The sequence below is a fragment of the Streptomyces sp. NPDC107765 genome (assembly GCF_055657085.1).
The window spans coordinates 198,337-223,265 of record NZ_JBVKBL010000004.1 but is presented as its reverse complement, the minus strand read 5'-3'; the positions used below and the strand labels follow the sequence as shown (position 1 = coordinate 223,265).

The 24,929-nt window shown below is 68.9% G+C and carries 20 protein-coding genes; 8 read left to right on the top strand and 12 right to left on the bottom strand.

Annotated elements, in window-relative coordinates:
* Positions 1-47: 47 nt before the first annotated feature.
* On the bottom strand, positions 48-2,273 hold the full coding sequence (gene murJ / locus ACZ7MX_RS12590) for a murein biosynthesis integral membrane protein MurJ (RefSeq protein WP_472131542.1): 2,226 nt from the start codon (positions 2,271-2,273) through the stop codon (positions 48-50).
* A 46-nt stretch (positions 2,274-2,319) separates the two neighbouring features.
* The gene (locus tag ACZ7MX_RS12585) at positions 2,320-4,554 is read right to left on the bottom strand and encodes a DUF6049 family protein (protein WP_472131541.1); all 2,235 of its coding nucleotides are present in this window, start codon (positions 4,552-4,554) and stop codon (positions 2,320-2,322) included.
* Between the two features lie 282 nt (positions 4,555-4,836).
* On the opposite strand from ACZ7MX_RS12585, the gene ACZ7MX_RS12580 reads away from it, so the two are divergent.
* The gene (locus ACZ7MX_RS12580) at positions 4,837-6,315 is read left to right on the top strand and encodes a CCA tRNA nucleotidyltransferase (RefSeq protein WP_472131540.1); all 1,479 of its coding nucleotides are present in this window, start codon (positions 4,837-4,839) and stop codon (positions 6,313-6,315) included.
* A 163-nt stretch (positions 6,316-6,478) separates the two neighbouring features.
* Here ACZ7MX_RS12580 and ACZ7MX_RS12575 read toward each other — a convergent pair whose 3' ends face one another.
* The 4 genes from ACZ7MX_RS12575 to ACZ7MX_RS12560 form a co-directional block, all read right to left on the bottom strand.
* Positions 6,479-7,051, bottom strand: a complete 573-nt coding sequence (locus tag ACZ7MX_RS12575; protein WP_472131539.1) for an LppU/SCO3897 family protein — start codon at positions 7,049-7,051, stop codon at positions 6,479-6,481.
* Between the two features lie 110 nt (positions 7,052-7,161).
* Positions 7,162-8,421 carry an MFS transporter gene (locus ACZ7MX_RS12570; RefSeq protein WP_472131538.1) on the bottom strand — a complete coding sequence of 420 codons (1,260 nt, stop codon included), beginning with the start codon at positions 8,419-8,421 and terminating at the stop codon, positions 7,162-7,164.
* Positions 8,422-8,499: 78 nt separating this feature from the next.
* A complete protein-coding gene (locus ACZ7MX_RS12565) occupies positions 8,500-9,582 on the bottom strand; it encodes an inositol-3-phosphate synthase (protein WP_472131537.1) in 1,083 nt (360 codons plus the stop codon).
* Between the two features lie 46 nt (positions 9,583-9,628).
* A complete protein-coding gene (locus tag ACZ7MX_RS12560; RefSeq protein WP_472131536.1) occupies positions 9,629-10,309 on the bottom strand; it encodes a PadR family transcriptional regulator in 681 nt (226 codons plus the stop codon).
* Positions 10,310-10,670: 361 nt separating this feature from the next.
* Here ACZ7MX_RS12560 and ACZ7MX_RS12555 point away from each other — a divergent pair, with 361 nt between their 5' ends.
* Positions 10,671-13,328: a transglycosylase domain-containing protein gene (locus ACZ7MX_RS12555; protein ID WP_472131535.1), complete on the top strand. Its 2,658-nt coding sequence runs from the start codon at positions 10,671-10,673 to the stop codon at positions 13,326-13,328.
* Positions 13,329-13,459: 131 nt separating this feature from the next.
* Complete coding sequence (locus tag ACZ7MX_RS12550; protein ID WP_472131534.1) at positions 13,460-14,941, top strand: glycosyltransferase family 87 protein; 1,482 nt, start codon at positions 13,460-13,462, stop codon at positions 14,939-14,941.
* Between the two features lie 88 nt (positions 14,942-15,029).
* Here ACZ7MX_RS12550 and ACZ7MX_RS12545 read toward each other — a convergent pair whose 3' ends face one another.
* From ACZ7MX_RS12545 to ACZ7MX_RS12535, 3 genes are all read right to left on the bottom strand, one after another.
* Positions 15,030-16,061 carry an alanine racemase gene (locus tag ACZ7MX_RS12545; RefSeq protein WP_472131533.1) on the bottom strand — a complete coding sequence of 344 codons (1,032 nt, stop codon included), beginning with the start codon at positions 16,059-16,061 and terminating at the stop codon, positions 15,030-15,032.
* Between the two features lie 65 nt (positions 16,062-16,126).
* Positions 16,127-17,245, bottom strand: coding sequence for a lipid II:glycine glycyltransferase FemX (locus ACZ7MX_RS12540; RefSeq protein ID WP_362137720.1), 1,119 nt, complete (start codon positions 17,243-17,245; stop codon positions 16,127-16,129).
* Positions 17,246-17,383: 138 nt separating this feature from the next.
* Entirely contained in the window at positions 17,384-17,701 is a 318-nt protein-coding gene (locus tag ACZ7MX_RS12535) for a hypothetical protein (protein ID WP_265361889.1), read from the bottom strand.
* Positions 17,702-17,929: 228 nt separating this feature from the next.
* Between ACZ7MX_RS12535 and rpsF the strand changes: the two genes are divergently transcribed.
* The 4 genes from rpsF to rplI all read left to right on the top strand — a co-directional run bounded on the left by rpsF (position 17,930) and on the right by rplI (position 19,694).
* Complete coding sequence (gene rpsF / locus ACZ7MX_RS12530) at positions 17,930-18,220, top strand: 30S ribosomal protein S6 (RefSeq protein ID WP_006604399.1); 291 nt, start codon at positions 17,930-17,932, stop codon at positions 18,218-18,220.
* Between the two features lie 82 nt (positions 18,221-18,302).
* Positions 18,303-18,884, top strand: coding sequence for a single-stranded DNA-binding protein (locus tag ACZ7MX_RS12525; protein ID WP_472131532.1), 582 nt, complete (start codon positions 18,303-18,305; stop codon positions 18,882-18,884).
* 108 nt (positions 18,885-18,992) lie between these two features.
* Entirely contained in the window at positions 18,993-19,229 is a 237-nt protein-coding gene (gene rpsR / locus ACZ7MX_RS12520; protein ID WP_003978893.1) for a 30S ribosomal protein S18, read from the top strand.
* 18 nt (positions 19,230-19,247) lie between these two features.
* A complete protein-coding gene (gene rplI, locus ACZ7MX_RS12515; protein ID WP_030412253.1) occupies positions 19,248-19,694 on the top strand; it encodes a 50S ribosomal protein L9 in 447 nt (148 codons plus the stop codon).
* A gap of 89 nt (positions 19,695-19,783) precedes the next feature.
* Here rplI and ACZ7MX_RS12510 read toward each other — a convergent pair whose 3' ends face one another.
* Both ACZ7MX_RS12510 and ACZ7MX_RS12505 read right to left on the bottom strand, forming a co-directional pair.
* Positions 19,784-20,650, bottom strand: a complete 867-nt coding sequence (locus tag ACZ7MX_RS12510) for a trypsin-like serine peptidase (protein WP_472131531.1) — start codon at positions 20,648-20,650, stop codon at positions 19,784-19,786.
* 41 nt (positions 20,651-20,691) lie between these two features.
* Positions 20,692-22,029 (bottom strand): MATE family efflux transporter, encoded by a 1,338-nt coding sequence (locus tag ACZ7MX_RS12505; protein WP_472131530.1) that lies wholly within the window; start codon positions 22,027-22,029, stop codon positions 20,692-20,694.
* Between the two features lie 476 nt (positions 22,030-22,505).
* Between ACZ7MX_RS12505 and dnaB the strand changes: the two genes are divergently transcribed.
* Positions 22,506-23,963 (top strand): replicative DNA helicase, encoded by a 1,458-nt coding sequence (dnaB, locus tag ACZ7MX_RS12500; RefSeq protein WP_362137834.1) that lies wholly within the window; start codon positions 22,506-22,508, stop codon positions 23,961-23,963.
* Positions 23,964-23,996: 33 nt separating this feature from the next.
* Here dnaB and ACZ7MX_RS12495 read toward each other — a convergent pair whose 3' ends face one another.
* Complete coding sequence (locus ACZ7MX_RS12495) at positions 23,997-24,845, bottom strand: NAD(P)H-dependent oxidoreductase (RefSeq protein WP_472131529.1); 849 nt, start codon at positions 24,843-24,845, stop codon at positions 23,997-23,999.
* Between the last annotated feature and the right edge of the window lie 84 nt (positions 24,846-24,929).

Genomic DNA, 24,929 nt, shown 5'->3' with positions numbered 1-24,929 from the left:
TCCGCCACTATGCACGACACACGGTGGCAGTCGATGGTTGTGCTCAATCAACGCCCAAGCTTTGACCGGACCATGCCGACCAGGGCGTTCATTTCCTCGATGCGCATTTTGCGTGCGGCCACGTAGAACACGGCCAGAAGGGCGGCGGCGCCGGCGATCAGCGCGGCCAGGGAGCCGACGAACCCGCTGCCCAGCGTCTGCATGATTCCGTACACCAGGACGCCGGAGACGATGGTGGCCGGGAGGCTGGCGCCGGCCAGCCGCGCGTAGGTCCGCACGATGTGCGCCGTGTCGAGGTCACCGTCCATCCGCCTGCTCAGCCGCTGCCAGGCCACCCCGACGCCGATGATGTACGCCAGGCCGTAGGAGGCCGCCATACCCACCACGGCCCAGCGGGCCGGCAGGACCAGGAAGCAGAGCCCGGAGGCGGCGGCGTTGACGGCAGCGACGATCACCGTGTTGTAGAAGGGGGTGCGGGTGTCCTCGTACGCGTAGAAGGCACGCAGGACGACGTACTGCACCGAGAACGGGATCAGGCCGATGCCGAAGCCCATCAGCATGTAGCCCATCGGGACGCCGGCGCCGGACGATCCGTAGACCAGGGTGCACAGCGGGACGCCGAGGGACAGGAAGCCGAACGCGATCGGGACGATGGCGACGGCGGAGGTGCGCAGGCCCTGCGACATGTCGTCCCGGACGGCGCCGGTGTCCCCGTCGTGCGCGGACCGGGCCAGCCGCGGCAGCAGCGCCGCCATGACGGAGACGGTGATGATCGCCTGCGGCATGTTCCAGATCAGCTGGGCGCTGGCGTAGGAGATGAAACCGGTGCCCGGGTGCCCCTGCTGGTCGGCGGTGTTGCCGGCCCAGGTGGAGAGCTGGGTGACGACGAGCACGCCGGCCTGGTTGGCGAGCACGAAGAGCACGGTCCACTTGGCGAGCTTGGCGGCCTTGCCCAGGCCGTGACCGCGCCAGTCGAACCGCAGCCGGAGCTTGAAGTCGGCGTCGCGCAGGTACGGGATCATCGCCAGCGCCTGCACGACGAGCCCGAGGAGGGTGCCGATGCCGAGGAGGCGGATGCCCTCGTCGGGGATGGTGGTGACGCCGATGTGCGAGGTCTTCGCCGTGCCGTAGACCCAGATGAAGAGGCCGAAGGTGGCGATCATGACGATGTTGTTGAGGACCGGGGTCCACATCATCGCGCCGAAGCGGCCGCGGGCGTTGAGGATCTGCCCCATGACCACGTGCAGGCCCATGAAGAAGATCGTGGGGACGCAGTAGCGGGTGAACGCCACCGCGACCTCGTTGGCCGCCGGGTCCCGGGAGATGTCGAACGAGACCAGTTTCACCAGGAGGGGCGCCGCGAACACCGCCAGCACCGTCAGCACCCCGAGCACCACGATGACCAGGGTCAGCAGCCGGTTGGCATAGGCCTCGCCCCCGTCGTCGTCCTCCTTCATCGCGCGCACCAGCTGCGGCACGAAGACGGAGTTCAGACCGCCGCCGATGGTCAAGATGAAGATCATCGTCGGGAGCTGGTAGGCGACCTGCCAGGAGTCACCGAGCACCGCACCGCCGAGCGCGGCGACGATCAGTGCCGAGCGGACGAAGCCCGTCAGGCGGGACACCATCGTGCCGGCCGCCATCACCGCACTGGACTTGAGCAGGCCGGAGGCCCGGCCGCCGGAGGGCTTGCCGGCCGCCGGCACGGGAGCGGGCTCCGGCTCCGGCTCCGGCGCGGTCTGCTGCGGAACGGCCTCGGGCCCGGGCACCGCCCCGGTCACCGGCAACCCGGCGGGCGGGCCGGCCGGGGCGGAGCGCTGGGGCTCGTAGGGATGCTGGTCCCGGTAGAGGTGCGCAAAGGCGTCGGACTCCGGATGCTCGCCTCCGGCCTGGTTGACCAGGGGATCGACACCCATGAACTGCGCCGTCGCGGCGTCGTCACCGTACGGAGCGGCCCGGTCCGGGCGCTGCGGGGCGGGCGTCCGGGGCGCGGCCCAGGCCTGCGGGTCCGGCGCCTGCCGTCCGGGCCCCGGCTGCGGGTAGAGCGGCTGGGTGGGCTGGCCCGGGGACGGCGGCGGGTGCGCGGCGCGGTCGTAGCGCGCGTCGTTCACCGGATCCTGGGCCATCGGGTCCTGGGCGTGGTGCGGGTCGTTGCGGTAGGCGTCCCGGACGTACGGGTCCTGATCCGCGGGGAACGGGGGCGTCGGAGGGACCGGCCCCATGGGGTCGCCATTGGCGCCCCGGCCCCGGTCACCGTCGTACGGCGCATTCATCGCTGCCCCACCTCATCAGTCGCCGGCCATCCGGCCCCGCCATCTATCAACGGTCCACTTTCTCACCTGAGCCGGATGGCTCGGACTTTTCCGAACCGGTGTCCGGCGCGGGGTCACTCGGCTGCTCGGGCTCGTCCCCGTCCGTGCCGCCGTCGTTGCCGCCCGTGCCCGCCGTGCCTTCGGAGCCGTCATCGGGGCCGTCCTCCTCGGGCCGGCTGCCCGCCCGCTTGCGCTGGAGGTAGATCCGTACGCCCGCGAGCACGAGCAGCAGCACGCCGCCCGCGATGACGAGCATCACCGTGGCGGTGATCTCCGTGACGTTCACCTGGAACGTCATGGGCTCACCGTAGGGCTTGCCGTCCGAGGTGTAGAGCTGGGCGGTCACCCAGGCCCGGCCGTTGGCGTTGGCGGTGGTGTCGAACTTGAACGACTGGCTGTGCCCGCCGTCCACCGAGATCTGCTGCGATTTGCCCACGTCGAGCCGGTTGGGCTGGGAGGACGTGAGCCGCAGCGTCATGTCCTTGACGCCCTGGAAGAGGTTGTTCTGGACCGTCACCGGAATCGTGGCGCTGCGTCCGGAAAGCGTGGCACCCGACTTCTGGATCAGGTGCACCTTCGTGGTCAGGCCGTTGAGGTAGTTGCGCACGGAGTGACGGAAGCCGGCGGCACCGGAGCGGTCGCCGCGCCACTGCGTCGACATCTCCCGCATTATCGCGTTGCCGAACGGGGTCACCACCCGCTCAGGCTGGGCCAGGATCGGCTGGAAGTCCTCCAGCGCCGACTGCGTGTCCTGGATCTGCCGGAACGCCTTGGTGGGGAGCTCCTGCCGGCGCAGCGAGGACGGGTAGGAGGCGCCGCTCGGCACCTGGCGGGTGGCTGCGGGGTCGGGCTTGGCCTTGGCCGCGGCGCCGAGGTTCTGCGCCTGGGTCCAGCGGCCGGACTCGTCCAGCTCGCGCAGGGCGGTGGCCATGGCGTGCGCCTGGCCGGCCGACGGCATCCGCTGCGGCGCGACGACGATACTGCGCTGCCGCTCCGGGTCCTGGAGGCCGATCATCTGGGTCTGGGCCAGGAATTCCTGGACCGCGTGCGTCGCGTTCGCCGCCTTCGACATGTCGCCCTCGAAGGCCCGGGAGAGCAGTGCGTCCGACACGATGGCCGTGTTGCCGCCGCCGATGGGGCGGGCCGCCGTCGGGGTGTAGGACAGCCGGCCGGCGTCCCGGAGACTGTCGCTGCGGGTGATCACGTTGTGCGCGCCGGCCGAGGTCGCGACGTCGACGATCGAGCGGTCGAGGGCGCCGTCGACGGGCCAGGCGAAGTCCGTGCGCGGCTTGACCCCGAGGATCGTGTCCACGGTCTTGTCGGCGAGGTCGGTGGCCGGGCCGAGGTGGCTGAGCGCACTCGGCACGCCCTTGCCGTGGTGGGCCAGCGAGGCCAGGTCGGGGTCGGCGAAGGGCAGCGCGACCACCTGGTGCGACTTGACCGCCTCTTCGAGCTGGTGCAGCCACTGCTTGGCGACCGCCTGGTTCTTCCCCATGGGGCCGTCGGGGCCGTTCACGCGGTACGACTTGGTCATCGCGTCGACGGTCGCGAGCAGGTCGGGGTCGATGACGAAGGTCACCGGGAGGTTCTTGCCAAGGGCGACCATCTGCTGCAGCCGGCCGCCGGGGGCGAGCTCGGCGGCGAGATCGTCATTGCGGAAGACCGGGGTCTGCTGGGTGTCGGCGTCGGTCTCCGCGGTGAGGTGCGTGGACGAGATCAGCGGCCACATGTAGGTGAGCTGCGTCTTCTTGTCGGCATCCGCGGACTGCCAGGGCAGGAAGGTCCGGTCGATGCCCAGGAGCTGGTCGTACGGCGAGGCCTGGGAGTGCCCCGACAGAGAGACACCGATCTGGTACACGCCGTCATCGTTGAGATCGAGGTCCTTGACCGGGACGCTGAGGCTGAAGGGGCGGCTGGCACCGGCCTCCAGCTTGGCGATCTTCTCCGTGTGGCCCTTGATCTCCTCGCCGTCCACGCTGGGCAGATAGCCGGTGCGACGGGAGGCCGCCTCGATCGAACTGCGGTTTCCCAGCGCATCGCCGCGGTGCATGCCGACGTGCGCGTCGGTGATCGTGCTGCTGCTGTCGTTGGTCAGGGTCCCGGAGACGGTGACGGTGTCGCCCTTGCCGGGGGCCGACGGCGTCATGGCGTCGATGGACACGTCGACCGTGCGCGACCCGGCCGGGGCGGCCTGGGCGGAGGGGGCGTGCGGGGTCTGGAGCAGGCCCACGAGCAGGGGCACTCCAGTGACGAGTGTCACGGTCCTGCGTAGCCATCGACCACGCGGCCGTTCAGTCCCCTGGAACCCTGCCGCCTCGGCCACGCGCTCGCCCGTCCCTCGTCGTCGTCAGTGGTCGTCGGAATGTGCGTCCACGAATGGTAACGAGACCCGCAGCGCGGCAGTGCCGCGGACTGCTCCACATGATCGCGGAGCGGACGGCCGCCCGACCGGCCTGTCCCCTTTATTACCTGCGCCTTTATTACGTGGCGCTTCGTGCGGCCCGGCCACGTACCCTGTTCTGTTGTGCCGAACGCCAACAATGACCTCCCTGCCCCGCACGCCGAGCGGACCCCGCAGTCGACGAATGCGTTGAACCACGTGCAGCGCCGCGCCGTGAGCGAGCTGCTGCGGGTGTCCCCCGTCGCGGACGACCTGGCCCGCCGATTCCAGGAGGCCGGGTTCACACTTGCCCTGGTCGGTGGCTCGGTCCGGGATGCGCTGCTCGGCCGGCTCGGCAACGACCTGGACTTCACCACCGACGCACGCCCCGAGGACGTCCTGAAGATCGTCCGGCCGTGGGCGGACGCACTCTGGGAGGTCGGGATCGCCTTCGGCACGGTCGGCTGCAAGAAGGACTCGTTCGACATCGAGATCACGACCTACCGTTCCGAGGCCTACGACCGCACCTCCCGCAAGCCCGAGGTGTCCTACGGCGACTCCATCGAGGACGACCTGGTGCGCCGGGACTTCACGGTGAACGCGATGGCGGTCTTCCTGCCGCAGAAGGAGTTCGTCGACCCGCACAACGGCCTGGAAGACCTGGCCGCCCGTGTGCTGCGGACCCCGGGCGCGCCGGAGGACTCGTTCTCGGACGATCCGCTGCGGATGATGCGGGCGGCCCGGTTCGCCGCCCAGCTGGACTTCGAGGTCGCGCCCGAGGTCGTCGCCGCGATGAAGGCGATGGCCGACCGCATCGACATCGTCTCCGCGGAGCGGGTCCGCGACGAACTGAACAAGCTGATCCTTGCGCCGCACCCGCGCAAGGGACTGCGGCTGTTCGTCGACTCCGGCCTGGCGGACCGGGTCCTGCCCGAGCTCCCCGCGCTGCGCCTGGAAAGTGACGAGCATCACCGTCACAAGGACGTCTACGAGCACTCGCTCACGGTGCTGGAGCAGGCGATCGATCTCGAAGAGGACGGTCCCGATCTGGTGCTGCGGCTGTCGGCCCTGCTGCACGACATCGGCAAGCCGCGGACGCGCCGCTTCGAGAAGGACGGCCGGGTCTCCTTCCACCACCACGAGGTGGTCGGCGCGAAGATGACCAAGAAGCGGATGGCCGCGCTGAAGTACTCCAACGACATGATCAAGGACGTCTCGCGGCTGGTGGAGCTGCACCTGCGCTTCCACGGCTACGGGACGGGCGAATGGACCGACTCGGCGGTCCGTCGCTATGTCCGTGACGCCGGGCCGCAGCTGGAGCGGCTGCACAAGCTGACGCGTTCGGACTGCACGACCCGTAACAAGCGCAAGGCCGGTGCGCTGTCCCGCGCCTACGACGGGCTGGAGGAGCGCATCGCACGGCTGCAGGAACAGGAAGAGCTCGATGCGATCCGTCCGGACCTGGACGGCAACGACATCATGGAGATTCTGGGTCTGCAGCCAGGGCCCGAGGTCGGCAGGGCGTACAAGCAGATGCTGGAGTTCCGGCTGGAGCACGGGCCCATGGAGCGTGATGCGGCGATCGCCGCGCTGAAGGACTGGTGGGCTACGCAGCAGGGCTGATGTTTCACGTGAAACGGCCCGGCGGCCGACCGATGCGATGTTTCACGTGAAACGAGCGGTTGGTGGACCGCTGCCATGTTTCACGTGAAACGTGGCGCAGACGACTGGGGCGGTGTTTCACGTGAAACACCGCCCCGGAATCGTCTTCAGGAGACGGAGTGCGCTACTTCGTGGGGGTCAGGCAGAGCACCATGGCCGTGTCGGCCCGCCGACGGCGGTGCACCGTCTTGACGTAGGCGTCCTCACCGGCGGAGCACACGGTCGGGTCCGAGGTGCCGTCGTGCACCTTGGCCACCTTGTACTGGGCCTCCCCGCTGCTGCAGTCGACCACGGCGAGCCCGTCGTCGAGTGCACTGCTGGACTTCTTCACGCAGTCGCCGGCCTCGGCGTTGCTGGCGTCGTCCCGGCTGGTGAACCAGAAGAACGCGAAGGCGACCAGAACGAAGACGATCCCGATGCCCCGCAGAATCGACTTGGCGGAACGGGTCTTGGCGGGGCGGGGCGGCGGTATGGGAGCGCCGGGCTGGACATAAGGCTGCTGCGGCTGTGCCGGGTACCCGGGCTGGGGTTGTCCGTAGGGCGCCTGCGGCTGCTGGGGGTAGGCGTACCCGCCCTGGGGCTGGCCGTACGGTGCTTGGGGAGCCGGTGGCGCCTGCGGATACGGGTTCTGGCCGTAAGGCTGCTGCCCGTACGGCGCCTGGCCGTATGGATTGGGGCCCGGCGGCGGCATGGTCATGGAACTCCCCCGATTTTGTTGTGTACAGGCTTGTGTGGGACGCCCGTAAGGTACCGGGTCTCGGCGCACCACTGCAGGCACGGTCCCCTGCGGGCCGGGGAGGGCGGTGCCTAACTGCGCCGGAAGCGGGCCATCGCCGCGGCGACCAGCGCGTAGAGGACCGTCACCATCCCAATGAGTGCGGCCGATCGGCCGTCCGGCGGCAGCATGAGGGCCGCGACCGCGGCGGCACCGACGAAGGCGACGTTGAAGAGCACGTCGTACAGGGCGAAGATGCGCCCGCGGAAGGCGTCGTCGACCGAGGACTGGACGACCGTGTCGGTGGAAATCTTGGTGCCCTGTGTGCCGAGACCCAGCACGAACGCGGCAGCCAGCATCGGCCCCGGGGTGAAGAAGAGGCCCAGCGCCGGCACCAGCACCGCACCCCCGAGGGCACAGCAGGCGATCCAGCCGAACGCGGTGAGCCGCCCCACCGCCCAGGGAGTGACGAGGGCAGCGGTGAAGAATCCCGCTCCCGACACCACAACGGCGATACCGAGCAGCGCCAGTCCCTCGGACTCGGTGTCCGACCAGGAATACCGGCACAGCATCAGCACCATGACCGTCAGCGCCCCGTAGCAGAAGCGCACCAGGGTCATCGCGGCCAGGGCCCGGGCCGGCACCCGCCGCTGGGCGAGATGGCGCAGGCCCGCCGTAAGGCCGCGCACCGTGCTCAACAGGGCCTCGCCCAGCCCGGGTTGGAGCTGCACCGGGTCGGGGCCCAGCAGCTGCGGCGTCATACGCAGGGCGGTGAGCGCCGAAAGGAAGTAGAAGGCCGCGGCGAGCAGCACGACGAACGCATCCGCGTCGGAGCCGGCCAGCCGGACGGCGAAGGCAAGCCCGCCACCGGCCGTCGCGGCGAGCGTCCCGGCCGTCGGGGCGAGCGAGTTGGCCATGACCAGTTGCTGTTCACCGTCGACCACGCGGGGCAGCGCGGCCGAGAGCCCGGCCAGGACGAAGCGGTTCACCGCCGTTACCGACAGGGCCGAGGCGTAGAAGAGCCAGTCGGGGACCTTCGACACGATCAGCGCCGCGGTGGCCATGGCGAGCAGCGTCCGCAGCAGGTTCCCGTACAGCAGGACCTGACGGCGTCGCCAGCGGTCGAGCAGCACACCGGTGAACGGCCCGAGGAGCGAGTACGGGAGCAGCAGGATGGCCATGGCGGAGGCGATGGCCGCGGGCGAGGCCTGCTTTTCCGGTGAGAAGACGACGTAGGTGGCGAGCGCGACCTGGTACACGCCGTCGGCCGCTTGGGAGAGCAGCCGTGCGGCGAGCAGCGAGCGGAAGTCGCGTAGCCGGAGTAATACGCGGAGGGCGCGCACAGCATGCATGAGGCACAGCCTCACACAGCCCGCAGGCCCCCGGGTGGAATACCCGGGGGCCTGCGAACGGCGGTTGCGACCGGCGCCTCAGCGCTCGACCTCACCCTTGATGAACTTCTCGACGTATTCGCGGGCCTCGTCGTCGAAGTACTGGACCGGCGGGGACTTCATGAAGTACGAGGAGGCGGACAGGATCGGGCCGCCGATGCCGCGGTCCTTGGCGATCTTCGCGGCACGCAGCGCGTCGATGATGACGCCAGCGGAGTTCGGGGAGTCCCAGACCTCGAGCTTGTACTCCAGGTTGAGCGGAACGTCGCCGAAGGCGCGGCCTTCGAGGCGGACGTAGGCCCACTTGCGGTCGTCCAGCCAGGCCACGAAGTCCGAGGGGCCGATGTGGACGTTGTCCTCGCCCAGCTCGCGGTCGCGGATCTGGGAGGTGACGGCCTGGGTCTTGGAGATCTTCTTGGACTCCAGGCGCTCCCGCTCCAGCATGTTCTTGAAGTCCATGTTGCCGCCGACGTTCAGCTGCATCGTGCGGTCCAGGATGACGCCCCGGTCCTCGAAGAGCTTGGCCATCACACGGTGCGTGATGGTGGCGCCGACCTGCGACTTGATGTCGTCACCGACGATCGGGACACCGGCCTCGGTGAACTTGTCCGCCCACTCCTTGGTGCCGGCGATGAAGACCGGGAGGGCGTTGACGAAGGCGACCTTGGCGTCGATGGCGCACTGGGCGTAGTACTTCGCGGCGTCCTCGGAGCCCACCGGGAGGTAGCAGACCAGCACGTCCGCCTGGGTGTCCTTGAGGACCTGGACGATGTCCACCGGAGCCTCGGCGGACTCCTCGATGGTCTGGCGGTAGTACTTGCCCAGGCCGTCGAGGGTGTGGCCGCGCTGGACCTGCACGCCGGCGTTCGGCACGTCGCAGATCTTGATGGTGTTGTTCTCGCTCGCGCCGATGGCGTCCGCGAGGTCGAGGCCGACCTTCTTGGCGTCGACGTCGAAGGCAGCCACGAACTCGATGTCACGCACGTGGTAGTCGCCGAACTGCACGTGCATGAGGCCGGGCACGCGGCTGTCCGGGTCGGCGTCCTTGTAGTACTCGACGCCTTGTACCAGCGAGGCGGCGCAGTTGCCCACGCCGACGATGGCTACGCGAACCGAACCCATTCCGGTTGCTCCCTGTGTTCTCGATGAGGCACTGCACCGCAGCGCCTCATGTGGTGGTGTCATCGGACGGATCCGGCCGGGATCCACCCCGGTGCCGGGGCAGGCCGCCCGTATCTCCTGACTGGTTCTTCTTGTTCTGCGTCGCGGGGTCCGGTGCGCGCTGGTCGCGCCCGGCACGCTCACTCTCGATCAGTCCGTTCAGCCAACGGACCTCACGCTCCACGGACTCCATGCCGTGGCGTTGCAGTTCGAGGGTGTAGTCGTCCAGCCGCTCGTGGGACCGGGCCAAGGAGGTCCGCATCTTCTCGAGGCGCTCCTCCAGCCGGCTGCGGCGGCCTTCCAGCACACGCATCCGTACGTCCCGCGACGTCTGGCCGAAAAATGCGAAGCGGACGCCGAAGTGCTCGTCCTCCCACGCATCCGGACCGGAGTGGGCGAGCAGTTCTTCGAAGTGTTCTTTGCCCTCTGCGGTCAATCGGTAGACGATCTTGGCCCGCCGCCCGGTCAGCGCCGCGGCGGGAACACCCTCCGGGTCACCGTCCGTCTCTTCGGTGAGCCAGCCGTTCGCGACCAGCGCCTTGAGGCACGGGTAGAGGGTGCCATAGCTGAACGCCCGGAACACCCCGAGCGACGTATTGAGCCGTTTGCGCAGCTCATAGCCGTGCATCGGGGATTCACGGAGCAGGCCGAGGACGGCGAACTCAAGGATGCCGGAACGTCTGCTCATCCTCCGCCTCCTCGGCCCGGTGCGTTCTTTATGCCGTCCTGATGTATCGACTCGATACATCCAGACGATAGAACGGGCCCTGGGGTGGAACAAGAGGGGGGACGGTGAACGGCGTCACATCACTGATTCGTGCCATCCAACCTGACTGATTTGGAGTGAATTTCAACACTGGGCAGGTTTTGGCCGTGCGTAGTCTGTGCGGCATGCAGACTGCCGGGAACCGCGGGCCGATATCAGACGTCCCCGTCCTCGGTGTAGTGCGGCTCGCGCCTCAGGGGCGGGCCGCGCATCGGGGGGACCTGAAGACAACTGCCGCCTTCAGGCGACGAGATAGCGCGCCTGCCCGAGGAGTATCCGTTCCATGAGCGAGCACCGTCGCAAACCGCCACAGCCGCAGAGTGGCGGACGTGCCGCGGCCCGACGCGCCGCACAGCAGTCAGGGCCAGGGCGTCGTGCCGCGCCTCCGCATGGCTCCGCTGCCGGCCCCACGCCCCCTTCCGGCCCGCCCGGGCAGGACCCGAGGCCGGGCGGGCGGGCCGAAGCCCGCAGGGCCGCCCAGCGCGGCAGCCGCCGCCGGGCGCCCGACACCGCCGCGATGGGTTCCGGCGGCGGCGGCCGCGGAGGCCGTCGTGGCGGTGGCGGTGGTGGCCCCGAGGGCGGTCGCGGCCGCGGTCGGGAGGGCGGCGGCCCACCTGCCAAGAAGCGGTTCATCGACTATCCGCGTGCCAACAAGATCGGCTGGCGGCGGTTCGTCCCGTCCTGGAAACAGGTCGCCAGTCTGTGTGTGGGCTTCCTGGGCCTGATCGTCGGCGCGGCCGGTGTGGCGCTGGCGATGGTCCAGGTGCCGAGTGAGAGCGACGCCGCCAAGTCGCAGAACAACGTCTATCTCTGGGCCAATGGCAAGGTCATGGCCCGCGACGGTGAGACGAACCGTCAGAACGTGACGATAGATGAGATTCCGAAATCGATGCAGGATGCCGCGATCTCGGCGGAGAACGCGTCCTTCCGGACGGACTCCGGTGTCGACCCGATGGGTATCGCCCGCGCCCTGGTGAACATGGCCAGGGGCGGTGAGACCCAGGGTGGCTCGACCATTACGCAGCAGTACGTGAAGAACGCGATGCTGAGCCAGGAGCAGACCCTTGACCGCAAGTTCAAGGAGCTGTTCATCGCGATCAAGGTCGGCTGGAAGATGACCAAGCCCAAGATCCTGCAGGGCTACCTCAACACCAGCTACTACGGTCGCGGCGCGTACGGCGTCCAGGCGGCGGCGCAGGCGTACTACGGCAAGGACGCGAGGAAGCTGTCGCCGGACGAGGGGGCGTTCCTCGCGGCCGTCCTCAAGGGTGCCAATCTCTACGACCCCGCGGGCGGTACCGGGCCGGGGGCCACGGCGGCGGAGAACACCAAGCGCGTCAAGGCCCGCTGGTCGTGGATCCTGGACCGTGAGGTGGCCAACGGCCTCATGAAGAAGGCAGACCGGGCCAAGTACACGATGGACCGGTTCCCGAAGCCCATCCGGCCGAAGCCCGTGGCCGGCAAGAGCGGTCAGATCGGCTATCTGATGGACGTCGCCAAGAAGTACGTCCTGAAGCACGCCGGCATCCCCGAGGCACGGTTCGACAAGGGCGGCTACACGATCCGGACGACCTTCGACGAGAAGAAGACCCGGGAGCTGGAGGCCGCGGTCAAGAAGGTCGACAAGCGCTACATCGACCCGAAGACGCGGGCGAAGGACAAGTTCGTCCAGTTCGGTGGCGCGTCCGTGGTGCCGGGAGACGGCAAGATCGTCGCCCTGTACGGCGGTGAGGGCTACGACAAGGGTCACTTCAGCAACAACGCCGACACCTTCGGTGTGCCGGTCGGCTCGACCTGGAAGCCGTTCGTGCTCGCGGCGTCGATGAAGTACGGCGTCCCCAAGACCCGGCCCGAAGGGCTCTCGCCGGACAGCCTCTACAACGGCAACGATCACCTCAAGGTGAAGGACGCACAAGGCAACTTTGTCCTGAAGCGGGACAACTCGCCCTTCTACCAGGAGAACGAGAGCAACCACCCCTGGGGCTACATCTCGCTGGTCAAGGCCATGGAGCAGTCCGTCAACACGCCCTTCGTCCAACTGGGCATGGACGTCGGCATGGACAAGGTCCGGGACATGGCGCGGGCCTGCGGCATCTCGGACGCCAGCTTCGACAAGCACCTCAACCCGTCGTTCGCGCTGGGCACCTCCACGCCGAGTGCGATCCGCATGGCCGATGCCTATGCGACGTTCGCCGAGTCGGGCACCAAGGTGGAGCCGTACTCGGTGACCAAGGTGACGTCACAGGGTCGTGACCTGCCGAACTTCGAGAAGCCCAAGCAGGAGACGGCGATGGACTCCAACATCGCCAACAACGTCACCAAGGTCCTGAAGAACGTCATCCAGAACGGCACGGGTAAGGCAGCCCGCCGACTGAACATGCCGGCCGCGGGCAAGACCGGTACCACCGACGAGAACAAGTCGGCCTGGTTCGTCGGCTACACCAAGCAGCTCTCGACGGCCATCACGATGTTCCGTGAGGACGCCCAGAACCCGCGTCAGCTGTCCATGAACGGTGTCGGTGGCTTCGACTCGATCCACGGTGGTGCGCTGCCCACCGAGGTGTGGACCGAGTACATGCTGCAGGCGATGAACGGTGTCACCCCGGTGGACTTCCCCCCGGCGACGCCCATCGGGCAGAAGGCGGACGAGGCGGGGATGCCGGCCCCGACGCCGACGCCCACGCCGTCCGACACCCCGTCGGCGACCCCGTCGGACAAGCCCACCGAGTCCGCTCCCCCGAGCGACAGCCCGAGCCCGTCGCCGACCGACACCTGCTCGCCGTTCGACCCCACCTGCAGGAACACCGGCGGTAACGGCAACGGTGGCGGAAAGGGCGGCGGCACCGGCGGACCGGGCGGCGGTACCGGAGGCACGACTCCGACACCGGATCCCACGGATGCCAACGGAGGCGGCGGCATCTTCGGCGGCCCCCAAGGCTGACGCCGCGACCGTTTCACGTGAAACAGCGCGATGTTTCACGTGAAACGGAGGAACTGACGAAGCCCCTGCCCAGCTCGACCGGGTGGGGGCTTCGCCATGTTCTGCCCCTGCTCGTACGGCAGGATGGGCCCATGACGAGCGTGCGACAGGACGAGCCGGTGCGGCCGACGAAGCGGGACGAGGTGGCGGCGGCCGGCAGCGAGCTGATCGGAGGGCCGATCGGCCGGCACGCACTGCTCGGCACGAACTGGCTGACGCCGGTACGCGTCATCGCGCTGGTCGCGATCGGGATGTTCGCGCTCGGCATGGTGCAGAAGCTGCCCTGTTACAACGGCGGCTGGTTCTTCGGCGCCACAAGCCAGTACACCCATGCCTGCTACTCCGACATCCCCCATCTCTATGCCGGCCGTGGCTTCGCCGACGGGCTGATCCCGTACTTCGACCGGCTGCCCGGCGACATGGAGTATCTGGAATACCCGGTCCTGACCGGTGTCTTCATGGAGGTCGCCTCCTGGATGACGCCGCACGGCGGGGACCTTCAGTTCCGGGAGCAGATCTACTGGCTGGTCAACGCCGGGATGCTGATGATCTGCGCCGCCGTCATCGCGGTGTGCGTGACCCGTACCCACCGGCGGCGTCCCTGGGACGGACTGCTGGTGGCGCTGGCGCCCGCCTTCGCGCTCACCGCCACCATCAACTGGGACCTGCTGGCGATCGCCCTGACGGCCGCGGGGATGCTGATGTGGTCCCGCAGCCGCCCGCTGGCCGCCGGTGTCCTGATCGGTCTGGCGACCGCGGCGAAGCTGTATCCCGTGCTCCTGCTGGGGCCGCTGCTGGTGCTGTGCTGGCGGGCGGGGGCCTGGCGCGCGTACGGCAAGGCGGTGGCGGGCGCGGTGGCGTCATGGCTGGTGGTGAACCTGCCGGTGATGATCACGCACGATGCGACGGGATTCCACATCCGCGAGGGCTGGGCCAAGTTCTACGTCTTCAGCCAGGAGCGGCCCATCGACTTCGGTTCCGTCTGGCTGCTGATCTCCCAGCGCACCGGGTCCCCGCTGGAGAACGCCAACACCTATGCCACGCTGCTGATGATCCTGGGCTGCGGCGCCATCGGCCTGCTGACGCTCTACGCGCCGCGCCGGCCGCGCTTCGCCCAGCTCGCCTTCCTCGTCGTGGCGCTGTTCATCCTCACCAACAAGGTCTACTCCCCGCAGTACGTCCTCTGGCTGACCCCGCTGGCCGTCCTGGCCCGGCCGCGCTGGCGGGACTTCCTGGTCTGGCAGGCCTGCGAGGTCATGTACTTCCTCGGGATCTGGATGTACCTCGCGTACACCGGCAACGGCGACAAGCACCAGGGGCTGCCGCCGGAGGGCTACCAGCTGGCCATCGCACTGCACCTCCTGGGCACCTTCTACCTGTGCGCCCTGGTCGTCCGGGACGTCCTGATGCCGGAGCGCGATGTGGTCCGCAGGGACGGTGAAGACGACCCGTCGGGCGGTGTCCTGGACCGCAGCCCCGATGCGTTCGTGCTCGGGCGGGCGTACCACCCGCCGCGCCCTGCGGTGCACTTCGAGAAGGTGCCACCGGTGCGCTGGGGTGTGGCCCGCGACTGAGCCGGCCGGTCCCATGCGACGGGCCCGGTGCCGCAGAGGGGATCTGCGGCACCGGGCCCGTCGTCCGTCCGGTGGGCTGCGGTCCGGCTCAGCGGTCCACGAGGCGGTCGTACTGCGTGGTGGTGTGCCGCAGATGGGCCACCAGCTCCTCGCCGACCTGCGGCTGCGGCGCGTCGGCCGGCACGAACAGGATCGAGACCTGCATGTGCGGCGGCTCGGCGAACCACCGCTGCTTGCCGGCCCAGAGATACGGCGCGAGGTTGCGGTTGACGGTCGCCAGGCCGGCCCGGGCGACTCCCTTGGCACGCGGCATCACACCGTGCAGCGCCTTGGGCGCCTCCAGTCCGACGCCGTGCGAGGTGCCGCCGGCCACCACGACCAGGTAGCCGTCGGAGGCCGCCTTCTGCTGGCGGTAGCCGAAGCGCTCGCCCTTGGCGACCCGGGTGACGTCCAGCACCGCGCCGCGGTACTCGGTGGCGTCGTGGTCGCCGAGCCAGAGCCGGGTCCCGATCCGGGCGCGGAACCGGGTCTGCGGGAACTGCTGCTGGAGACGGGCGAGTTCATCGGCCTTGAGGTGGCTGACGAACATGGTGTGCAGCGGGAGGCGGGCGGCCCGCAGCCGGTCCATCCAGCCGATGACCTCCTCGACGGCGTCGGACCCGTCGGCTCGGTCCAGCGGCAGGTGGATCGCGAAGCCTTCGAGCCGGACGTCCTCGATGGCCGTGGCCAGCTTCGGCAGGTCCTCCGGCCTGACGCCGTGCCGCTTCATGCTGCTCATGACCTCGATCACGACCCGGGCGCCGACCAGACCGCCCACGCCCTCGACCGAGGAGACCGAGCGGATCGCCCGGTCGGGCAGCGGCACCGGCTCCTCGCCGTGCCGGAACGGCGTCAGGACGAGCAGGTCACCACTGAAGTAGTCCTTGATGTGAGCCGCTTCGTAGGTCGTCCCGACCGCGAGAATGTCGGCACCCAGGCGGGTGGCCTCCTCGGCGAGCCGCTCATGGCCGAAGCCGTAACCGTTGCCTTTGCAGACCGGGACCAGCCCGGGGAACTGCTGGAGAACGCTCTGCTGATGCGCCCGCCAGCGCGCGGTGTCGACGTAGAGGGTGAGCGCCATGGCCGGGCCCGGAACCTTTCTCGTGGCTGGGGTGTGTCAGGAGTACGGACGGTGCGGTGGAGCGGTCAGCGGCGCGACATGTAGATGTCGAGCGCCTTGTGCAGCAGCTTGTTGAGCGGGAAGTCCCACTCACCGAGGTACTCAGCTGCCTGCCCGCCCGTGCCGACCTTGAACTGGATCAGGCCGAAGAGGTGGTCGTTCTCGTCCAGCGAGTCGCTGATGCCGCGCAGGTCGTAGACCGTGGCGCCGAGCGCGTAGGAGTCCTGCAGCATCTTCCACTGCATGGCGTTGGAGGGCCGGACCTCGCGGCCGATGTTGTCCGAGGCGCCGTAGGAGTACCAGACGTGCCCGCCGACGACGAGCATGGTCGCCGCGGAGAGGTTCACGCCGTTGTGGCGGGCGAAGTACAGCTTCATGCGGTTGGGGTCCTCGGAGTTGAGGGCCGTCCACATGCGCTGGAAGTAGCCGAGCGGCCGCGGGCGGAAGCGGTCGCGCTCCGCGGTGATCTCGTAGAGCCGCTGCCATTCGGCCAGGTCGTCGTAGCCGCCCTGGACGACCTCGACACCGGCCTTCTCGGCCTTCTTGATATTGCGGCGCCACAGCTGGTTGAAGCCCTTGTGGACCTCCTCCAGCGAGCGGTCGGCCAGCGGCACCTGGAAGACGTAGCGGGGCTGGACGTCACCGAAGCCGGCACCGCCGTCCTCGCCCTGCTGCCAGCCCATGCGCCGCAGCCGGTCGGCCACCTCGAAGGCGCGCGGCTCGATGTGCGTCGCCTCGACGTCGCGGAGCCGCTTGACGTCCGGGTTCTGGATGCCGGACTTGATCGCGGCGGAGTCCCAGCGGCGGATGATCACCGGCGGGCCCATCTTCACGGAGAAGGCGCCCTGCTGCTTGAGGTGGCTGAGCATGGGCTGCAGCCAGTCCTCCAGATTCGGCGCGTACCAGTTGATGACCGGCCCCTCGGGCAGGTACGCGAGGTAGCGCTTGATCTTGGGCAGCTGGCGGTAGAGCACCAGGCCGGCGCCGACCAGCTCACCGCTCGCGTCGAACCAGCCCAGGCTCTCCGAACGCCATTCGGCCTTCACATCCGCCCAGGCCGGAACCTGCATGTGGCTCGCCGCGGGCAGGCTCTGGATGTATGCCAGATGCTGCTCTCGACTGATGGTCCTCAGGGTCAGGCTCATGCGGGGCGCTCCTCGGCAGGTGTGTCCCCTTGTTCGGGGCTCCGGCTCTCGCGCCGAAGCCTACTGTGGCCGGGGAGCGCCCCGTCTGGGCCGTACGCGCCGGGGCCCCGTATGCCGCAGTGGCACGGGGCCGGGCGGCTATCCGATGACGCCGCCGAAGAGGCCGCCGTGCGCCATGCCGAGGAAGAAGCCGAAGCCTGAGGCTCCGAGACCGATGATCAACAAGAAGCGCTCACCCGTCGTCGACGAGATGAACTGACCCCACAGGCCGCTGCCGATTCCGACCAGGCCGACCCAGGAACTGACCAGATGCAGACTGGGAGAGAGAGTGGTGAAGGCGGCGATCGCGCCGAGCACCACGGTGACAAGGGCGAAGGTGTTCTCTACGGGATGGTCCTTGCCGTCGCTGTTGAGAAGCGAGAGCAGACTGCGCTGGATCCTGGCTGCCTGTGCCATGCAGCACCTCCGATGACAGGGGCGGCGCACTGTAACGCCGCTCACACCCGTTGCGTTCCAGATTGGGGGGTGTACCGGGCGGATTTCAACCGGAAGACTTCAGGCAGGTACTGTGTACCGTCTGCGCCCATGTCTGTCCGGTGACCGGTCCGGCTCGGCGCGGAACGCATATGACCCTCCTGCCACGGAACGACCGTGGCCGCTGAGTCCAAAGGAGGTGGGTTCACCATGCGTCACTACGAGGTGATGGTCATCCTCGACCCCGATCTCGAGGAGCGCGCTGTCTCCCCGCTGATCGAGAACTTCCTCTCCGTCGTCCGTGAGGGCAACGGAAAGGTCGAGAAGGTCGACACCTGGGGCCGTCGTCGTCTCTCGTACGAGATCAAGAAGAAGCCCGAGGGCATCTACTCGGTCATCGACCTGCAGGCCGAGCCTGCGGTCGTCAAGGAGCTCGACCGTCAGATGAACCTGAACGAGTCGGTCCTCCGGACCAAGGTTCTCCGTCCCGAGACCCACTGAACGCGTCAGCGTCCAGCGGTAACCGGGTCCGAGTAGCAGCAACACCAGCAGCCAGCAGCACACCCGCCGAGAGGTTCCCCTAATGGCAGGCGAGACCGTCATCACGGTTGTCGGCAATCTTGTCGACGACCCCGAGCTGCGCTTCACCCCGTCCGGTGCGGCGGTCGCGAAGTTCCGCGTCGCGTCCACTCCCCGCACCTTCGACCGTCAGACCAATGAGTGGAAGGACGGCGAGAGCCTGTTCCTGACCTGCTCGGTGTGGCGCCAGGCGGCCGAGAACGTCGCCGAGTCCCTTACGCGGGGTACCCGCGTGGTCGTCCAGGGCCGCCTGAAGCAGCGGTCGTACGAGGACCGCGAGGGCGTGAAGCGCACGGTCTATGAGCTCGACGTCGAGGAAGTGGGCGCGAGCCTCAAGAACGCCACGGCCAAGATCACCAAGACCAGCGGTCGCGGTGGCCAGGGCGGCGGCTTCGGTGGCGGTCAGGGCGGTGGCCAGGGTGGCGGCGGCTGGGGCGGTGGCTCCGGCGGCGGCCAGCAGGGCGGCGGTGCTCCCGCCGACGACCCGTGGGCGACCGGCGGACCTTCTGGCGGTGGCCAGCAGGGTGGCGGCGGTGGCTGGGGCGGCGGCTCCGGCGGTGGCTACTCGGACGAGCCGCCCTTCTAAGTCCGTATCGGCTCGGCACTGCGTTGTTTCACGTGAAACAGCGCCGTGAAACGGGCGGCGGCCTTGAGGGCGTCAGCACAAACTTCTTGAACTCACTGGAGAGAGACAATGGCGAAGCCGCCTGCTCGCAAGCCTAAGAAGAAGGTTTGCGTGTTCTGCAAGGAGAAGATCTCCTACGTCGACTACAAGGACACGAACCTGCTGCGGAAGTTCATCTCCGACCGCGGCAAGATCCGTGCCCGTCGAGTGACCGGCAACTGCACGCAGCACCAGCGTGACGTCGCCACGGCCGTGAAGAACAGCCGTGAGATGGCGCTGCTGCCCTACACGTCCACCGCGCGATAAGGGAAGGGTGACCGACAAATGAAGATCATCCTCACCCACGAGGTCTCCGGCCTCGGCACCGCCGGTGACGTCGTTGACGTCAAGGACGGGTACGCCCGTAACTACCTGGTTCCGCGTGGTTTCGCGATCCGCTGGACCAAGGGTGGCGAGAAGGACGTTGCGCAGATCCGCCGCGGTCGCAAGATCCGCGAGATCGCCACGATCGAGCAGGCCAACGAGGTCAAGGGCCAGCTCGAGGGCGTCAACGTGAAGCTGGCCGTGCGTGCCGGCGACGCGGGCCGCCTGTTCGGTTCCGTCACCCCGGCCGACGTCGCTGCGGCGATCAAGGCTGCCGGTGGTCCGGACGTCGACAAGCGTCGCGTCGAGCTGGGCTCGCCGATCAAGACCCTGGGCGCGCACCAGGTCTCCGTGCGTCTGCACGCCGAGGTCGTCGCGAAGCTGGGCGTCGAGGTCGTCGCCGCGTAATCGCAGCACCGAGCCGAAGGGCCGCACCCCGTCCTGGGGTGCGGCCCTTCGCCGTGCCGTCCGCGGTCGCGTGGCCGGCGACGGCGGGCTCAGTCGTCGTCCTGGGCCCGCCGGTAGAGCGCGGCGATGTCGTCGTCGAAGTACGCCGCGTACGAGACATCGTCCTGGTCGCCGCCGCCTTCGTGGCCGCCGAGGACACCGATGACCGTGCCGGTGTGGCTCTTGGGGTCGTAGTCGGCCAGCCAGGGGCTGCCGCTCGTACCGCCCTCGAAGTCGGTGCACTGGATGCGCATCTGGGTGTCGCTGTACTTCGTGGTGCGGTTCTGGCAGGAGATCGGGGTGTCGCGGCTGGTGGGATAGCCGGTGATCTTGACTTCGTTGTCGAAGCCGCGGTCGATGCCGAGGGTATTGCCGCCCAGGACGTCCTGGATGTTCTTGCCGTCCTTCTTGTCCAGGATGAGGAAGGCGACGTCGAGGTCCTCGTCCTGTGACTTGGCCCAGCGGTCGTCGAGGATCACTTTCTTGACCTTCCACAGGCCGGTGGGCTCGTCGCCGTCCCGGTAATCGGGGGCGAAGACGAGGTCGTCGACCGTGCTTCCGGCCTCGGCGTCGAAGGCGCAGTGCGCGGCCGTGATCAGCATGTTCCGGCCCGGGCTCTGCACCACGCTCGCGGTGCAGAAGTGATCGCCGGAGTCGTTCTTCTCGAAGACCACACCGACCCGGGCGTTCTGCTCGGTCCGGCGGGGGGTGTACGCATTGCCGTCATCGGCCGGTGCGGTCGCGGCGGGGTCCTGGTCCTGCGGGTCCTGGCCGGACTCGCCGGACTTGCCGAAGCTGCTCCGCCCGCTGGCTCTGATGCTGGTGTCCGACTCGTCCGAGACGGATCCCGCCACGGCAGCGGCCATGACGATGACGAACGTCATGGACAGCAAGGACTTCCTGGCAAGCGAGCGCACCCCGTCATTATCGACAGGCGCGGAGTGTTACGGGAGATGCTTCAGCGGGAGGCTCCGGTCACAATCCACCGGCCGGACCGGGTACGCAGCAAGAGCGTGAGCATGCGGACGGTCATCATCAGGGCCATGGTCCACCACAAGGTGACCAGGCCGCCGCCGAAGGCGGGCACGGCGAGCGCGGCCGGAGCGAACAGGGCCAGCGTCAGGACCATCGCCCAGGCCAGATACGGACCGTCCCCCGCGCCCATCAGGACGCCGTCGAGGATGAACACCACACCGGAGACCGGCTGGGTCACGGCCACCACGAGCAGCGTGGCCAGCAGCGGGTCCCGTACGGCGGGGTCGGAGGTGAACAGCGGGATGAAAAGTGGTCGGCAGAGCACGACCAGGAGCCCGAGGACCAGGCCGGAGGCGATGCCCCACTGCACCATGCGGCGGCAGGCGGCCCGGGCGCCGGTCCGGTCCCCGGCGCCGAGGTGGCGGCCTATGATGGCCTGCCCGGCGATGGCTATCGCGTCCAACGCGAAGGCCAGCAGGTTCCACAGCGTGATCACGATCTGATGGGCGGCGACCTCGGCGTCGCCCAGCCGGGCGGCGATGGCGGTGGCGATCATCAGCACCGCGCGCAGCGAGAGCGTACGGACCAGCAGCGGCACGCCGGCCTGGGCGGAGGCGCGAATGCCCGCCGCGTCGGGGCGCAGCGAGGCGCCGTGCCGGCGCGCGCCGCGGACGACGACGGTGAGGTAGACGGCGGCCATCCCGCACTGGGCGATGACGGTGCCCCAGGCAGAGCCGGCGATGCCGAGGCCGGCGCCGTAGACCAGTCCGACGTTGAGGGCCGCGTTGGCGGAGAAGCCGCCGATGGCGACGTAGAGCGGGGTCCGGGTGTCCTGGAGGCCGCGGAGCAGGCCGGTGGCGGCCAGCACCATGAGCATCGCGGGGATGCCGAGTGCGCTGATGCGCAGGTAGGTCGTGGCGTACGGCGCGGCGGTGCCGGAGGCGCCGAAGGCCTCCACCAGCCAGGGGGCGGTGGGCAGCACGGCAGCGATCACCGCGGCGCCGAGCAGCAGGGCGAGCCAGATGCCGTCCATGCCCTGGCGGATGGCGGCGGGCAGGTCGCCGGCGCCGACCCGGCGGGCGACCGCGGCGGTGGTGGCGTAGGCGAGGAAGACGAAGACGGAGACGGCGGTGGTGAGCAGCCCGGCGGCGATGCCGAGGCCGGCCAGCTGGGGGGTGCCGAGGTGGCCGATGACGGCGCTGTCGACCATGACGAAGAGGGGTTCCGCGACCAGGGAGCCGAAGGCGGGCACGGCGAGGGCGATGATCTCGCGGTCGTGGCGGCGGGCGATGCGCCGCGGGGTCGCGGGAGCCTGTGTCATGCACTCAATCTAATCTTCCACAGGTAAGAGATGCAAACCCTTTGCGGTCCTTACTTTGTGTGGTTCGGCGTCGTCTGCTCCGTGCCGTTTGCCGCGATCTTGAACAGGTGGGTGAAGTTTTTCTCCCCCACAGCCTATGGATGAGGAAACCGCAGGTCAGAGCGGTGTGGACGGGGTGATTGTGTGCTTGTCCACAGAAGTTTCCCCCGCCCCGTGCACAGGATCCGGGGGGTTCTCCACAGCTGGGAGCCAGTCATCCACACGGCCTGTGGATAACCAGATTGGCGGACGGTGCCCACGGGCCTACCGTGGTCCGGCGCCCGCCGCCCGTTCCGGCCTGAGACCACGTCCGAACTCGACGCGCCGTAACCGGAGTCGGGCGTCTCGATTGTCAGAGCTGTGCCGTAAGAAGGAAGCGCACAGCAAGGTCCGCGCCGCGGACGGGAGGAGGTGCCGGGGTGAGCATTCCCGAGCCCATGGAGGACCCCTGGGCGGGCTCCGGCCCCAGCGACCTGCTGCCGGCCGCCCGGTCCCGGCGGCCCGACGGCAAGGGCCGCGGCCGCGGTGACCGGCCGGACCGCGAGGACGACGGCGGTTCCTGGCCCGGCGGCTTCGAACGGGTCCCCCCGCAGGACCTCGACGCCGAGCAGTCCGTGCTCGGCGGCATGCTGCTGTCCAAGGACGCCATCGCGGACGTCGTCGAGGTCCTCAAGGGCGAGGATTTCTACCGCCCCGCCCATGAGCTGGTCTTCCAGGCGATCCTCGACCTCTACGCCAAGGGCGAGCCAGCCGACCCCATCACCATCGCCGCCGAGCTCACCAAGCGCGGTGAGATCGGCCGGGTCGGCGGTGCCTCCTACCTGCACACCCTCGTCCAGTCCGTCCCGACGGCCGCCAACGCCGAGTACTACGCCGAGATCGTCCACGAGCGCGCCGTGCTGCGCCGCCTGGTCGAGGCCGGCACCCGCATCACCCAGATGGGATACGCCGCCGACGGCGACGTCGACGAGATCGTCAACAGCGCCCAGGCGGAGATCTACGCCGTCACCGAGCAGCGCACCAGCGAGGACTACCTCCCGCTCGGCGACATCATGGAAGGCGCCCTCGACGAGATCGAGGCGATCGGCTCCCGCCAGGGCCAGATGACCGGCGTGCCGACCGGCTTCACCGACCTCGATTCCCTCACGAACGGCCTGCACCCGGGCCAGATGATCGTGATCGCCGCGCGTCCCGCCATGGGTAAGTCCACCCTCGCGCTGGACTTCGCCCGCGCCGCCTCCATCAAGAGCAATCTCCCCAGCGTGATCTTCTCGCTGGAAATGGGGCGCAACGAGATCGCGATGCGCCTGCTGTCCGCCGAGGCCCGGGTGGCACTGCACCACATGCGCTCCGGCAGCATGACGGACGACGACTGGACGCGGCTGGCCCGCCGGATGCCGGACGTCTCCGCGGCGCCGCTCTACATCGACGACTCGCCCAACCTGTCGATGATGGAGATCCGTGCCAAATGCCGCCGGCTCAAGCAGCGCAACGATCTCAAGCTCGTGGTCATCGACTACCTCCAGCTGATGCAGTCCGGCGGTTCCAAGCGCGCCGAGAGCCGCCAGCAGGAGGTTTCGGACATGTCCCGTAACCTCAAGCTGCTGGCCAAGGAGCTGGAGCTCCCGGTGATCGCGCTCTCCCAGCTGAACCGTGGCCCCGAGCAGCGCACGGACAAGAAGCCGATGGTCTCGGACCTCCGCGAATCCGGCTCGATCGAGCAGGACGCCGACATGGTCATCCTGCTGCACCGCGAGGACGCCTACGAAAAGGAGTCCCCGCGCGCGGGCGAGGCCGACCTGATCGTGGCCAAGCACCGTAACGGCCCGACGGCCACGATCACGGTGGCCTTCCAGGGCCACTACTCGCGCTTCGTGGACATGGCGCAGACCTGACGACGCACCCCGGCCTGGCGATCGGCGCCCGAGTCAGTCCCGAGGGCGGGTGGGGACGTCCGGTCGGATGCCGGTGCCCGGGCGGATCTCCGCGGCTGCGCGGAGGTGGAGGTCGAGTCCGCCCGTTCCCGGTGCCTCCACGCCCGGCAACAGTCGCATGTCCCGCCCGTAGTCCCCGCCGTCGAGCGACCGGAAGGGGACCGGTTCGTCGGTGAAGAGCCCGTCGAGACGTCGGCCGAACTCCCGCTTTGCCTCGGTGAGTTGGCCCTCCGGCAGGTCGTTCGCGCCGTACCTCGCGAACGGTTCGAGCGGCGTCATGCCGGTGAACCAGAACAGACCGTGCTGGACCGGGTGGAGGACGTCCGTCAGCCGCCCGTGGATGCCCCGGTCGGAGAACGCGGACTCCCGGGCGCCGACCGTCACCGACACAAGAGCCCGGCGCCCCGCCAGGGCACCCTCGCTGTAGGGCGGCGGAACTGCCGGGCCGTACCCGAATCCGCTGGTGAACACCCGGTCTATCCAGCCCTTGAGGATCGCGGGCACCGAGAACCACCACAGCGGGAACTGCAGGATCACCGCGTCCGCCCAGCGCACCTTCTCCTGCTCCGCCGCGATGTCGGGCGCCAGCCGCCCCGTCAGCGTGGCCCGCTCGGAGGCGGCCATCACCTGCAGCCGCCGGTCCGCGCTGTGGTCGGGGAAGTCATCGGCGTCCACCGTCGCCTTCCACTTCATGGCGTAGAGGTCGGACACCCGCACCTCGTGCCCGGCCGCACGCAGGTGCTCGACCGCGAAGGCGGTCAGAACGGCGTTGAGCGAGCGGGGTTCCGGATGGGCGCTGACGACGAGGATGTTCTTCGGCTGCTGCGGCGTGGCTTCGGTCATGCGGCCACGTTCTCCCGTACGCGACCGGGTAACCAGAACCCGCTTCAACCGCCGGAACGGCGATCCTGGTAATCCGAGGGCCAC